Origin of the sequence: Burkholderia sp. AU33803, from assembly GCF_002223095.1 — a bacterium.
GTDB lineage: Bacteria > Pseudomonadota > Gammaproteobacteria > Burkholderiales > Burkholderiaceae > Burkholderia.
On the sequence record NZ_NKFJ01000006.1, the window covers coordinates 163,047 to 176,253 of the forward strand.

11 protein-coding genes are annotated in these 13,207 nt (G+C 68.7%); 4 read left to right on the top strand and 7 right to left on the bottom strand.

Annotation, left to right across the window (positions count from 1 at the left end; genetic code table 11):
* Positions 1-33: 33 nt before the first annotated feature.
* Both CFB41_RS17870 and CFB41_RS17875 read left to right on the top strand, forming a co-directional pair.
* Positions 34-1,278, top strand: coding sequence for an acyl-CoA dehydrogenase family protein (locus CFB41_RS17870; RefSeq protein WP_089457325.1), 1,245 nt, complete (start codon positions 34-36; stop codon positions 1,276-1,278).
* A gap of 76 nt (positions 1,279-1,354) precedes the next feature.
* On the top strand, positions 1,355-2,260 hold the full coding sequence (locus CFB41_RS17875) for a LysR family transcriptional regulator (RefSeq protein WP_089457326.1): 906 nt from the start codon (positions 1,355-1,357) through the stop codon (positions 2,258-2,260).
* 78 nt (positions 2,261-2,338) lie between these two features.
* On the opposite strand, the gene CFB41_RS17880 is transcribed toward CFB41_RS17875, so the two are convergent.
* From CFB41_RS17880 to CFB41_RS17900, 5 genes are all read right to left on the bottom strand, one after another.
* Positions 2,339-3,361 carry an AraC family transcriptional regulator gene (locus tag CFB41_RS17880; protein WP_089443619.1) on the bottom strand — a complete coding sequence of 341 codons (1,023 nt, stop codon included), beginning with the start codon at positions 3,359-3,361 and terminating at the stop codon, positions 2,339-2,341.
* A gap of 100 nt (positions 3,362-3,461) precedes the next feature.
* The gene (locus CFB41_RS17885) at positions 3,462-4,658 is read right to left on the bottom strand and encodes a porin (RefSeq protein ID WP_089457327.1); all 1,197 of its coding nucleotides are present in this window, start codon (positions 4,656-4,658) and stop codon (positions 3,462-3,464) included.
* 137 nt (positions 4,659-4,795) lie between these two features.
* Entirely contained in the window at positions 4,796-5,986 is a 1,191-nt protein-coding gene (locus CFB41_RS17890) for an MFS transporter (protein ID WP_089457328.1), read from the bottom strand.
* Positions 5,983-7,401 (bottom strand): D-arabinono-1,4-lactone oxidase, encoded by a 1,419-nt coding sequence (locus CFB41_RS17895; protein ID WP_089457329.1) that lies wholly within the window; start codon positions 7,399-7,401, stop codon positions 5,983-5,985. The genes CFB41_RS17890 and CFB41_RS17895 overlap by 4 nt, the downstream gene beginning before the upstream one ends.
* Before the next feature lie 74 nt (positions 7,402-7,475).
* Positions 7,476-8,702, bottom strand: coding sequence for an amino acid deaminase/aldolase (locus CFB41_RS17900; protein ID WP_089457330.1), 1,227 nt, complete (start codon positions 8,700-8,702; stop codon positions 7,476-7,478).
* A 430-nt stretch (positions 8,703-9,132) separates the two neighbouring features.
* On the opposite strand from CFB41_RS17900, the gene plcR reads away from it, so the two are divergent.
* Positions 9,133-9,852 carry a phospholipase C accessory protein PlcR gene (plcR, locus tag CFB41_RS17905; RefSeq protein WP_089457331.1) on the top strand — a complete coding sequence of 240 codons (720 nt, stop codon included), beginning with the start codon at positions 9,133-9,135 and terminating at the stop codon, positions 9,850-9,852.
* Between the two features lie 66 nt (positions 9,853-9,918).
* Complete coding sequence (locus CFB41_RS17910) at positions 9,919-11,295, top strand: pectin acetylesterase-family hydrolase (protein ID WP_089457332.1); 1,377 nt, start codon at positions 9,919-9,921, stop codon at positions 11,293-11,295.
* Between the two features lie 106 nt (positions 11,296-11,401).
* Here the strand turns inward: CFB41_RS17910 and CFB41_RS17915 are convergent, their stop codons facing one another.
* Entirely contained in the window at positions 11,402-11,725 is a 324-nt protein-coding gene (locus tag CFB41_RS17915) for a DUF4148 domain-containing protein (protein ID WP_089443612.1), read from the bottom strand.
* Positions 11,726-12,000: 275 nt separating this feature from the next.
* A complete protein-coding gene (locus tag CFB41_RS17920) occupies positions 12,001-13,122 on the bottom strand; it encodes a J domain-containing protein (RefSeq protein ID WP_089457333.1) in 1,122 nt (373 codons plus the stop codon).
* Between the last annotated feature and the right edge of the window lie 85 nt (positions 13,123-13,207).

The window sequence follows — 13,207 nt, forward strand, 5'->3', positions numbered from 1 at the left end:
CCGAACCGGACGAACGGAATCGAGGAGTCGATCATGGATTTTGGCTACACCCCGAAAGTGGAAGAACTGCGCAGCCGCGTGCGCGCGTTCATGGACGCGCACATCGTGCCGCGCATTCGCCAGTGGAACGAGGAAGTGCACGCGGGCCAGTATCCCGTGTCGTTCATGGAGGAGCTGAAGGCGCGCGCGAAGGCGGAAGGGCTGTGGAACCTGTTCCTGCCGCACCTGAAGGACGACGAGCCCGGCATGGGCCTGACGAACCTCGAATACGCGCCGCTCGCCGAGATCATGGGGCGGGTGGCCTGGGCGTCGGAAGTGTTCAACTGCAGCGCGCCGGACACCGGCAACATGGAGCTGCTGCACATGTTCGCGACGCCCGAGCAGCGCGAACAGTGGCTGAAACCGCTCTTGCGCGGCGAGATCCGCTCGGCGTTCGCGATGACGGAGCCCGACGTGGCGTCGTCGGATGCGACGAACATCACGACGCGCATCGAGCGCGTGGGCGACGAGTACGTGATCAACGGCCGCAAGTGGTTCATCACGAACGCCGCGCATCCGAACTGCAAGATCCTCATCGTGATGGGCAAGACCGATCCCGAGGCCGCGTCGCACCAGCAGCAGAGCATGATCCTCGTGCCGCGCGACACGCTGGGCGTGACGATCGTGCGCAACATCACGGTGGTCAATCACTACGCGCCGGAAGGGCACTGCGAGATCACGTTCGACAACGTGCGCGTGCCGGCGCGCAACCTGCTCGGCGAGGAAGGCAGCGGCTTCGCGCTCGCGCAGGCCCGCCTCGGGCCGGGCCGCATCCACCACTGCATGCGTTCGATCGGCGCGGCCGAGCTTGCGCTGGAGCTGATGGTCGACCGCGCGCAGTCGCGCGTCGCGTTCGGCAAGCCGTTGAACAAGCACGGCACGGTCGGCGAATGGATCGCGCGATCGCGCATCGAGATCGAGCAGGCGCGTTTGCTCGTGCTGAAGGCCGCATGGATGATCGACAAGGTCGGCGCGAAGGCTGCCCGCAAGGAAATCTCGATGATCAAGGCGCTGGTGCCGACCGTCTATACGGACGTGTGCGACCGCGCGATGCAGGTGTTCGGCGCGGCGGGGTTGAGCCCCGATACGCCGCTCGCCGACCACTGGACCTGGGGCCGCGCGCTGCGCTTCGCCGACGGCCCGGACGAGGTGCATCTGCAGGCGATCGCGCGGATGGAAATCAAGGACGGCGAGCCGGGTTCGACGGCCGCGTACCTGACGCCGCCGCTGCGCGGCTGAGCGTCGCGCCACGATGCGCAGGGCCGTGGACGAACGGGAGGTGCCCGCCGTAATATGCCGGCAAGGAGATCCGGCGATGCGCCTTTCGAAGATTGACCTGAACCTGTTCGTCGTATTCGACGCGATCTACACCAAGCGCAACCTGACGCGCGCGGCCGAGGTGCTGAACATCACGCAGCCGGCCGTCAGCAACGCGCTGGCGCGGCTGCGCAAGACCCTGAACGATCCGCTGTTCGTCAGCACGCCGGCCGGGATGATGCCCACGCCGCTGGCCGAGAACATCGTCGGCCGCGTGCGCGAGGCGATGCAATTGCTCGATTCGAGCGCGCACGAAGGCGACGTGTTCGATCCGGCGTCGTCGACGCGCGTGTTCCGGATGAGCATGAGCGACCTGACCGAGGCGCTGCTGCTGCCCGCGCTCGGCGAACTGCTGCAGACGCATGCGCCGGGCATGCACGTGCGCAGCTACACGATGGACCGCCGCGAAGTCGCGACCGCGCTCGCGAACGGCTCCGTCGACCTCGCGATCGACGCGCCGCTGATCGGCGATCCGCACCTGCACCAGGCGCTGCTCGTGCGCGACCGCTATGCGTGCATGATCCGCGACGATCACCCGTTCAAGGGCGACACGCTCACCATGGACGACTACCTTGCAATGGGGCACATCCACGTGTCGAGCCGCCGCAAGGGCAGCGGGCACGTCGACGCGGAGCTGACGCGGCTCGGGCTGCGCCGCACGATCCAGATGCGCGTGCAGCACTACATGGTCGCGCCGCTGATCGCGATGCGCGGCGATCTCGCGTTGACCGCGCCGCTGCGGCTGCTGCAGCGCTATCCGGCGCGGATTCTTGAACTGCCGTTCGAGATGCCGGGCCTCGAATACTTCTGCTACTGGCATCGCAGCGCCGATCAGGACCAGGGCAGCCGGTGGCTGCGCGAGCAACTGATGATGCTGATGGGCGGGATCGGCGACGCGCAGTGATGCGCGTGCGGGCCACGTCAACAGGTAGATGCGGCAGCGGTGCGGCGCCACCGCCCGCCACGGTCGAAACCTTGCCCGTCACGGCGCCGTGCGCTGTCCCTCTCTCGGCCCGTGTCCCGTCCACCGCTTGAACGCGCGCCGGAAGTTGTGCGCGTCGCTGAACCCGACTTCGTGCGCGACGTCCTCGATCGACAGCCGCGGGTTGCTCAGCAGCGTGAATGCGCGCTTGCGGCGGATCGTGTCGATCACCGTCTGGTACGACACGCCCTGATCGGCGAGCCGCCGCCGGAGGGTGCGCTCGCTCATGCACAGCTGCGCGGCGATCTCGGCAAGCGACGGCGCGTGCCGCAGGTCGCGCCGCATGATCCGTTCGATCGATTCGAGAAACTCGGTGCCTTCGGGTTCGGGCGGCAGCGCGTCCTGCAGGAATTCGAGCGCCTGGCGGTGCGCGAGCGGATCGTGGGTCGCGATCGGGCGGTTGCCGAGCGCCGCGTCGCACGAGAACAGGTTCTGCTCCTGCTCGAACCGCACCGGGCACGGGAACACGCGCGCATATTGCTCCGCGTAGGCCGGCGGCGGGTAGCTGAGATCGACGCCCTTCGGCTGGAACGCGGGGCCGACGAGCGAGCGCCCGATCTTCATGAAGCTGCCGAACGCTTCCTCGACGAGGAACGCCTCGATGTCGGGTTCGAGGAAGACGTTGGTCGCGCGGATCGACAGCGTGCGTGCATCCGACGTCACGTCGAAGCGCAACAGCGGCCCCGTGTGGCGCTGCAGTTCCATACCGACCGCGATCGCGTCCTTCAACGTCGGGCTCGTCAGCATCGCATAGCCGACCAGCCCGATCGACGCGATCGTCTCGCTCGTGCCGAGTTCGAGGCCGAGCGCCCGCCCCGGCGCCATCTCGAGCGCGCGGCGGATCATCGTGCTCGCCTGGCGCAAGGAAATCCTGCATGACGGATTCGACAGGTCCGCGACGTCGAAGCCGAGCCCGAGGCACAGCCGCGTGGGGTCGATGCCCAGTTCCTTGCTTGTCTCCGCGAGGCACCGCAACAGATGGACCGGCAGATTCGCCGTCGTATAACGGTCGGGTTCGTCCATGGATGCTCCGTATTTTTTTCCATGGATTGTACTCGTCCCGCCCGGCCGGAAACCCGGTGCCGCCCCGGCCGCGATAGCCCACATCCTGCGCGGCCCCGCGTCAGAAGTAGTGGCGCAGGCCGACCGTCGCGCCGAGCTGCGTGGTGCTCGTGCTCGGCGCCTGTCCGTTGATGCCGACCAGCTGCGCGCCGACCAGGCCGCCGCGATAGATCGCGTAGTCGACTTCCGCATAGAGCATGCTGCGCTTCGACAGGCTGTAGCCGGCGATCACCTGGAACTGGCGCGCGCGGCCGTCGAAGTCCGGCGTGTAGCCCGACTGCGTGGTCCACCACGCATTGACGGCGGCCGTGAACGCCGGCGTGAACCGGTAGGTCAGCCCCGCGAGCGCCATCTTGCGGCGCCGGAACCCGCCGGGCGTCGACGGGTCGACCACCTGCGCGGGCGAGATGATGCCGAGCGCGGCGAGATCGGTCGGGCTGAACGGGCCGTTCCCGAACGACGTGAAGTCGTTGTCGCGCGCGTTCTCGATATAGCCGGCGTTGACGGTCGCGTTGCCGAGCGTCACCGAGCCGCCGCCGCCGTAGATGTCGAATTTCGCGTGTGTGACGTCGTCCCAGCTGCGCATGAACGACGCGCCGACTGTGAACGGCCCCTTGTCCGGCGCGTACGCGACCGCCGCGCCGGCCTGGCTGCCCAGCACGCCGCCGCCCGCATGGCCGCCCGGCGCGTACTGCGCGAGCAGGTACAGGCTGCCGAGCTGCGCGCCGTACTGGATCATGTTGCTGGTGCGCGAGCCCGCGAGCATCGTCTGCTCGGGCTTGAACAGGTTGAAGTACGGGTCCTGCGGGCCGGCCCACAGGTTCGAGCCGTAGGTCAGCGACACCATCTCGAACGGCACGTTGTACTGGCGGCCGAGCGCGAGCTGGCCGAGCGACGTCGACGTCAGCCCCACGTACGCGACCTCGAAGAAGTTCGGCGAGCCGGCCGGCACGATCGCGCCGCTGTTCGGGCCGAAGTGGCTTTCCACGTTGAACTGCGCGGACAGCCCGCCGCCGAGATCCTCCTGCCCCTTGAGGCCCCAGTAGCTCTCCGTCAGGCCGCCGCCGTCCGCCATCGAGATCTTGCGGCCCGTCGACACCGGCGCGCCGTCGGCGCCGTAGGACACGCCGTGGGTTTCGTAGCGGATGCCCGCATCGATCACGCCATACAGCGTCACGTTGCTTTGCGCGTGCGCGCCGGTAACGGCCAGGACCCACATCGCGCAGCACGCGGCGCGAACGCTATCGTGACGATTCATTGTTCTGGACTCCGCATCGAGCAGGGGGGCGGCGGCGCGTACCGCCGGAAACGACTGTAGAAAGCCAAATTTGCGCGGGCCAAGGCCGCGGCGGCCATTCTCGTGGTGCGTCGCGGCCACGGCATGACGCACTGCGGTCACGGCGACGGCGACGCGCGCGCCACCGCGCCGGGCGCCGCGCGGCGCAGCGCAAGCCGCACGAATGGGGCGGCGGCCAGCACCACCACGCACAGCACGTGGGCGACGCGTGCGCCGCCGAAGCGGCCGAGCAGCGCGCCCGACAGCGCGGTGCCGATGCCGGCCGCGAAGAACGTGACGACGAGCGTGCGTGCGACCAGCGAGCCGTCCGGGTCGACGTCGGACAGCATCCCGGTGAGGAACGGCACGATCACGAAGAACGCGCTGTTCAGCACGAACTGGCTCAGGAAGTACGCGCTGCCGCCGCGCGCGCGGAAGAACCATTCGATCGACGCGATCATCGCGAGCTGCGCGGCCCAGATCAGCGCGAGGCGGTGCTTGTGGCTGGCCGGATGCGACGGAATCGCCGCGCCGACGAAGCCGAGCAGCGACGACACCGACAGCAGCACGCCGATCGTCGTCGGCGACAGCCCGGCACGTTCGCCGACGAAGCCGGCGATCGCCCATTGCGACGCCTGCACGCCATAGACGAGCGCGGTCACGATCCAGATCGCGATCACCGGCCGCCACGGCAGCGTGCCGGCGCGCACGTGGGTCTGCGCGGGGGCGCTCGCGAATGCGTCGATGCCGCGGATCGCGGGCGCCAGCACGGCGACGACGGCCGCCAGCAGCGCGAACACCCCGCGCTCGAGCCAGCCGGCCGGCAACGCGGAGATCAGCACGAGGATGCCGCCGTTGATGACGCCCGCGAGCAGGTTGATTTGCCCCCACAGGCGGTCGGTCGACGCGCGCTGCGACACGCCGGACGCGACGACGACGAACAGCATCCCTTCGAACAGCCCCGTCATCCCGCGCGCGAGCGCCGCGGACACGATGCCGGGCGCGACCGCGCTGAGCGCCTGCCCGCCGAGCGTGCCGATGAGGCCGGCCAGCGTGAACGGCCGCGCGGCGCGCGCGATCCGGTGCGACAGCAGCGCGCAACTGATCGCGATGCCGAGGATCTCCGCGCTGACGAGCGCGGTCGCGGTGCCTTCGTCGAGCCGGAAGCGCGTCATCACGGCCGCGACGAGGAACGGCGACAGGATCAGGCCGTTGGTGGCCGCGGCGAACGCGAACGCGAGACGAACGACGGCGCCGGTCGACGGATCGGGGCGCGACTGCGCGGCGGCATGCAGGGTGGCGGTGCTCACGAGACCTCCTGGTTGGATCGCGGCCGATCATGTGCGATGCCGGCCGTTTCGTGCATCGGGTGTGTCCCTCGGCGGGCCGGCATGGCGCGGGCGGCTGAGGCTGCGCGTGTACTTGCACTCGCGCGTGGCGGCAGGCCGAACAGTGTGCGCAGGTACGGCGTCAGGAAGCGGCCGTGCGGGTCCATCCGTTCGCGCAATGCGAGGAAATCGTCCCAGTGCGGATAGCACGACGCCAGCTCGGCGGCCTTCATCGCATGCACCTTGCCCCAGTGCGGCCGCCCGCCGTGATTGCGGCAGATCGCCTGCACGCCCGAGAAGTACGCGTCGAACGGCATTCCGCGGTACTGGTGCACCGAGATGCGTACGCTGTCGCGGCCGTAGTCGGGGCTCAGCCAGATGTCGTCGCCGCGCACCCAGCGGTATTCGAGCGGGAACATCAGCGGGAAGCTGCGGCGCGCGATGAACGCGCGGATCTCGCGCAGCGCATCGGCGCCGCGCTCGGCCGGCACCGACCATTCCATTTCGTTGAAGCGCACGCGGCGCACCGTCGACAGCATCGCGTAGCTCGCATCCACATGGCGGCCGGCGGACACCGTCGATGCGCACAGCCGGCTCAGCGCCGGGCACAGCGACGGCACGCGCCGGCCGAGCCCGCACAGCGCGCCGAACACCGTGTTCTCGAGGAACGACTCGGATGCACGGCTCGCCCAGTGCACCGCGTCGGCCGGCTCGTCGGTCATGTCCCACGCCTTGGTCAGCACGGTGTCCGTATGCGGGAACCAGTAGAACTCGAACGAGCGATGCTTCGCGATCAGCGCATCCGTTTGCGCGAGGCAGTCGTCGAGATTCATCCCGCCGCGCTCGAGGCGCAGCTTGAACGCGGGCACGAGGCGCAGGCCGATCTCCGTCAGCACGCCGAGCGCGCCGAGCCCGATCCGGCCGCCGGCGAACAGGTCGGGATGCGTGTCGGCGCTCGCGCGGATCTCGCTGCCGTCCGCGCACATGAAGGTCAGGCTGTCGATCTGCGTCGACAGGTTGCCGAGCGTGATGCCGGTGCCGTGCGTGCCGGTGCTGGTCGCGCCGGCGATCGACTGCACGTTGATGTCGCCGAGGTTCTCCATCGCGAGGCCGTGCGCGGCGAGCGCCGGGCCCAGCGCCCACAGCCGCGTGCCGGCATGCACGCGCGCGACGCGCCGGTCGCGGTCGACGTCGATCACGCCCTGCATCGCGTCGAGCGACAGGATCACGTCGTCGGTCTGCACGAGCGGCGAGAACGAATGACCGGCGCCGGCCGCGCGCACGGTGGCGCCGGCCGCCGCCGCGTCGCGCAGCACGGCCGCGAGCCCGGCGGGCGACGCAGGCGTCGACACGGTTGCATCAGGACTGCAGACATATCCCGACCAGTTGCGCCACATGGCATTGTCTCCGTGGTTGTCGTTTGAATGGATCGAACGGGTTGACCGGCGTTGAACGAGGGCCGTGCGGCCCGCTAGAAAAAGCTCTTGCCTTCGCCGCGATAGGTGGGCGCCTCGCCGACCACGCGCCCGCCGCGGATCAGCAGCAGCGTGTTGAAGCGTTCGCACAGTTCGCCGGCCTTCGCGTGGCGGAACAGGATCGGGTCGCCGATCGCCGGTGCGACGCCGCGCGGCACGCGCACGGGCGTCTGCACCTCGCCCGCGCCTTCGTTGTCGATCAGCGTGCAGCCGGCCGGCAGCCACGGCCGCGGCAGGCGGCTCTTGCCGGCCGGGCCCGATGCGACATAGCCGCCGCCCGAGCAGGTCACGATGCCCGGCTGTGGGATCCGCACGACCGGCAGCGCGAAGCCGGCGGCCGGCTGCGCACGAAACGCCGCGTAGTGATCGAACAGCGCCGGCGCGTAGAGGCCGGAGCCGGCTGCAAGCTCGGTGACCGACGCGTCGCCGAGCGTGCTCTCGATGCTGCCGGTGCCGCCGCCGTTCACGAAGCGCAGCGCGTGGCCGGCCGCCGCGAGCGCCTGCACGGCCGCGTGGCGGCGCGCGTTGATCTCGCGCGCCGAGCGGCGCTTCAGGTGCCGCACCAGCACGTTGCGTGCGCCGCTGCCCGGCTCCGTGTCGGCCACGCCGGCGATCTGTCCTTCGTAGCCCATCAGTCCGTCGAGCCGCACGTGCTGTCGCTCGCCGATGTGGTTCGCGAGCGCGAGTGCGCCGGCCGCGTCGCGCACCGGCGAGCGGTACATGCCGAAGTACAGGCCCGGATACGCGGACGACATGTCGAGATCGATCGCGAGCGGGATCGTCACGCGTTCGTCGTGGGCGATGCGGTCGATCACGTCGACCTGCGCGGTGTCGTCGACCATCAGCGTGATCGAACGGCCGCGCCTCAGCTGGGCGGCCACCGCGCGCAGGTCGTCGGGCTCGACGGTCGGATACGCGACGACGATGTCCTCGAAGCCGCCGTCCGCGAGCCACGCGGCTTCCGCGGCCGAGTAGCACAGCAGCCCCTGCATGAACGGGCCGGCGGCGAGCACCGCGCCGATCAGTTCGCGCGAGCGCACCGACTTCGTCGCGAGCCGGATCGGCAGGCCGCGTGCGCGGCGCTTCAGGTCGGCAAGGTTCGCGTCGAGGCAGTCGAGGTCGACGAATGCGGCAGGTAGCCGGCGGCCCGCGAGCGCGTCGCGATAGGTCGGATAGTCGTGGACGGCGGCGGGTGCGCGATGCGGAAGGTCTGCACGGCTCATGGAACGGGCTCGGCTGGGTGGGGTGGGCGTCGCGTCGACCGTTCGGCGCGTGTCGGAAACCAGCATAGGGCTGGCCAAAATCACGACCAAGCGCTCAGCGGGTCGTTCGACGGGTCTTATCCGGCCATCCGTATTGGCCATGCCGATGCATGGCCCGCGTGCTGCGCGCGGCTGGATCACTGCTTGCTTGGTGTCGCGGCGCACATGGCGAGTGTTGGCACGAACTGCCGCCGGACGGGCGTGACGCGCGACATGGCGCGCTTGGCCGAACGATCACGAAACGCGTTTCAAACGGCTTGCGGGACGCGGCCGCAGCGAGCAGGTTTAGTGCCGGCGTTCTAGTGCCGCTTTTGACTGCCTGCCGGATTCGACCTAGAACCTACTCGCGGATGCACCGGCGAAGAACGGCATGACGTGACGAGGAGGCGACGTGAAGAAGAACAGGGCACGCTGGCGGCGCACGGGCGCGATCGCGGCGATCGGCGTGGTCGTCGTTGCAGTCTGGCGATATGAAGCGGCGACGCCGGCGCAAGCCGCATCGTCCGGCGCAACGACCACGACGGCGAGCGCGCAGCCAGGCACAGCCGATACGTTCGGTACCGGCACCGGTGCCGCGACGCCCGGCCCCGAGGAGCGGCGGCTCGACGTCGACGCGCTGCGCCGCAGCCTCGCGGGGCGCCCCGATGCGGATGCCGAAGTGAAGCGCATCGTCGCGTTCGCGCGCTTTCGCGACGAGGTTGCCGCGTATGGGGATCGCCGCAACAGCATGCCGCCAGCCGAGCGCGCCGCGCTCGCGCACCGGATTCTCGACGCACTCCCCGATCATGTCGCGCGCAACGAGATCGTGCCGGTGCAGGCCGAGGCGCTGAGCGCGGCGCTGCTCACCGATACCGAAGCCGATCCCGCGACGCGCGGCGCTGCGATCCGGTCGATGCGCGCGCAATGGGACGCCTATGCGCAGCAGACGGTCGGCCCGTCGCCGGCGCAGGACCCGCGCTATCGCTCATACGAACAGCAGAGCCGTGACGTCGTCCGGCAGGTTCAGGCGAGCATTCCCGATCCCGATCAGCAACAAGCCGTCATCGCGCAGCGCCTGCAGGCGTTGCGGGTCCAGCTGTTCGACGGTGCTTCATCGTCCGGCGCGCACTGAGCGCCGAATCAGCGATGCCGAGGTGAAGCCCGGCGGCCGCGTCATGTCCATCGACAAGGAGGGGAGATGTCCACCGCACGAAGCCTGCTGCGCGCGGCCGTTGCCACGCTGCTCGGTTGCGCGGCACTGAACGGTCACGCCGCCGATACGACGATGCCGGATCCGTCGATTCCATATTATTCGTGGTACGAAGTGACGTTGCCGGAGAGCACCGGTGCATCGTGCGGCAACGGCACGCCGATGCGGTTCTACATCAATCGTGCGCAGTCGGACAACCTGCTGTACATGATGGAGCCGGGCGGCGCGTGCTGGGACTACGGCACCTGCACGCAGACGTTGGCCGGCGCAGAGGCCGGCCTCGGCGGCTTCAACCCGGACGGCATTCCCCACAACTACATGAACGGCACCGCGAACCAGAGCCTGTTGTCGTCGTTCCTGTCGCCGCTGCTTACGCGGATGGATCTCGCGCATATTCTCGTCGGCGAACCAAAGGTCGAGACGCAGCAGTGGACACAGGTTTTCGTGCCCTATTGCACCGGAGATATCCACATGGGCAGCGCGGTGCGCAACTACACGTCGCCGAGCGGCGACTGGCGATTGCAGCACTATAGCGGGCTGAAGAACATCCAGGCCGTCGCGCAGTGGCTGACGTCGCACGGCTTCGGCAAGCCGAACCGGCTGCTGGTGTACGGGATGAGCGCGGGCGGCTACGGCACGCTCGCGAACTACGCGACGCTGCGCAACACACTGCAGCCGCAGGCGCATAGTTCGCTGCTCGACGACGCCGGTACGGTCTTCAACACGCCGTTCGATGCGGACGCGGCCACGCATCCGTCGGTCGGCCTGTACGACCGCGTGCGCACCGAGTGGGGGATGACGGGCCCCGACGGGATGATCACCGTGAACAGCCGGCTGACCCGCCGTTTCGATTCGGGCAACATGGGGAGCGCGTATGCGGCGCTGTCGGCGACATTCCCGCACGACCGCTTCGGCTTCTCGAGCTACCAGCGCGACAAGATCATCGCCGCGTATCACTATCGCGCGTTCGTGCCGGCCGTGATCGCGGCGCCCGACGACGCGACGAAGGATACGCTGTCGCTCGCGATGTTCGCCCAGGAACTGGACGGGTTGAAGCAGACGCTGAACCCGTTGCCGAACTTCGGCTACTTCATGCCGTGGGCGCGCAACGACTTCATCGACAACCACCAGGTGACGGCGGTCAGCTTCACCGGGTCGGGGATCCACGAGCGCGGCATCGACGCGGATATCGGCACCTTCGTCGACAACCTGCTGAACCAGCAGGACCCGGCCGATACGCCGGTGATGAAGGCGTTCCGCACGCAGCAGGGGTCGGATTTCACGTTCTCGACGTTTCTGGCGTGGATCGACAGCATCTTCAACCTGACCGGCGAAGCGGGGCCGATCTCGGGGCACCGGGCGTGAAGCGAAGCGGCGGTTCGCCCGAGCGGGCGAGCGCGGCGCAGTGCGGCGGCCGGCTGTCGTGGCCGCTCGCCTGCGTCGATGCGTGGCCGCGCGGAACGGCGCTACGTTACGGCTTCACCACCGCAACCGCCGGCGCGCCCGAATCCGTGCCGGGCGCGCCGTTCGACCCGTAGGCCGCTTCGGCGCTCTTGCGCTCGGCGAGCCGCTTGGCGGCCAGACGCTCCTGCGCGGCGACGATGTCACCCGGATAGTTGTCGCCATCAGCGGCGATCGGCTCGTAGCCGACCGATTCGAGGTCGAACAATTCCTGGCGCACCTGCGCACGCGTGAGCGTCGAGTGCGACGATTGTGCGTACGACACGGCCGGTGCGGCGAGAAGGGTGGTGGCGGTAGCGGCGACGGTGGCGATGGTGACGATGATGGATTTCACGGTTTCCTCAGACGGTTTCGTTGCGGTTCGGCGCGATGGCGGCTGGCCGAACTGACGAGACAAGTTTAGGAACCCGGATCGGCCGGATAAATGCCGATTCCGGTCCAACTGTGTTTCCGAATCCGTGAGAGTGAGTGACGGACGGCGTCCTTGTTACCCGATTTTGGGTGGGTTGATTCGCGTGGAATGCCGATCGATGCGGGGTACGCAACCGTTCCGTCAGACCGGCTATGCACGCGATGCCTGCCGGGCAGACGCATGCCTGCCCGGCACGGCTAGTCGTCGAAACGCGGGAATGCCCGCTGGCGCTTCATGTCCTTCAGCCATTCCTTGACGTTCGCCGGATCGTCGAACTCGCGCAGCGTCAGGTTCAGGTCGTGGATGCTGCGCTGCGTGCCGGCGATGTCGCGCGCGAGCATGCGCATGATGGTATCGGGCGCGACCTTGACCGACGGCGCGATCCCGTACGTCCGCCGGAATCCGGTCTCGACGTCCTGGATCTCCTGGTCCAGCTCGCGCAGCTGATCTTCCAGGATGCCGTTGTAGCGCGCGAGCCGGTCTTCGCCCAGGCCGTTGATCGCGTGCCGGTCGATCTGCTCGATCTCCAGTTGCAGCTCCAGCAGTTGCAGGAGCTTGCCGTTCGCGTAAGCGTGGTTGACCCGCTGCATCAGCACGGTCTTGCGTTCCTGTTCCTGGGGATCGGTCTCGCGATCGGGGTGCAGCGCGCTCGCCAGCTTCCGGTAGACCTCGCGGATCGACCGGCTCGCTTCCGCCTGCTCGGCTTCGCGCTTCGCCAGCGCAGCCGATTGGCGGGGCGCTTTCTTGCGCTTGGCGCGCTGTGCCTCGCGGGCCGCGTGCTGGGCCATGTCCCGTTCGAACTGCGCATCCAGTTCGGCCTGCATGCGCGCCATGAGCTCCTCGGGCGACAGTGCGTCGAGATCGTCTTCCTTCGTCACGCCAGGCGTCGATTCCGACTTCGGTTCCGGCTCCGGCTCCGGCTCGGTTGCTGCGTTGCTGCCGTGATCGGCGGCGCTGTGCCGGGCGTGGATGGCCTTCAACTGCGCGTCGTCGCTGAAGTCGAGCAAGTCGCGCGCCATGCTGGCGATCATCCCGGACAGGGTGTGCTGCTCGGCCTTGCTCAAGCCCTTCTGCAGATACGCGTCGTCGAGCTGATTGAGCAACCGGATCCGCAGCGCGGTGGAGGTCTGTTCGAGCGGCAACAGCTCGTCGACGAATTTCTTCTGGAAGGCCGGCATCGCGGCTTCCCACGCGCCGAGCCGCTCGCGCCGCTTCTCGATCTGCTGGACGAGCGTATTGAATGCTTTCTGGGCGTTCGACAGGCTGGCTGCCTCGTGGCCGGGCGCGATGGCGACCGCTGTTCCGCGACGTGCGGTCATGATGAATCTCCTTCGGCTGCGCAGGACGCGCAGCAGCGCGGTATTTTAACCGGCCCGCCGTGTCTTCCTTGCCCGACCTGGCGCG

Coding starts and splice junctions, on each gene's coding strand:
- CFB41_RS17870 (WP_089457325.1), top strand. CDS start 34: ATGGATTTTGGCTACACCCCGAAAGTGGAAGAACTGCGCAGCCGCGTG.
- CFB41_RS17875 (WP_089457326.1), top strand. CDS start 1,355: ATGCGCCTTTCGAAGATTGACCTGAACCTGTTCGTCGTATTCGACGCG.
- CFB41_RS17880 (WP_089443619.1), bottom strand. CDS start 3,361: ATGGACGAACCCGACCGTTATACGACGGCGAATCTGCCGGTCCATCTG.
- CFB41_RS17885 (WP_089457327.1), bottom strand. CDS start 4,658: ATGAATCGTCACGATAGCGTTCGCGCCGCGTGCTGCGCGATGTGGGTC.
- CFB41_RS17895 (WP_089457329.1), bottom strand. CDS start 7,401: ATGTGGCGCAACTGGTCGGGATATGTCTGCAGTCCTGATGCAACCGTG.
- CFB41_RS17900 (WP_089457330.1), bottom strand. CDS start 8,702: ATGAGCCGTGCAGACCTTCCGCATCGCGCACCCGCCGCCGTCCACGAC.
- CFB41_RS17910 (WP_089457332.1), top strand. CDS start 9,919: ATGTCCACCGCACGAAGCCTGCTGCGCGCGGCCGTTGCCACGCTGCTC.
- CFB41_RS17920 (WP_089457333.1), bottom strand. CDS start 13,122: ATGACCGCACGTCGCGGAACAGCGGTCGCCATCGCGCCCGGCCACGAG.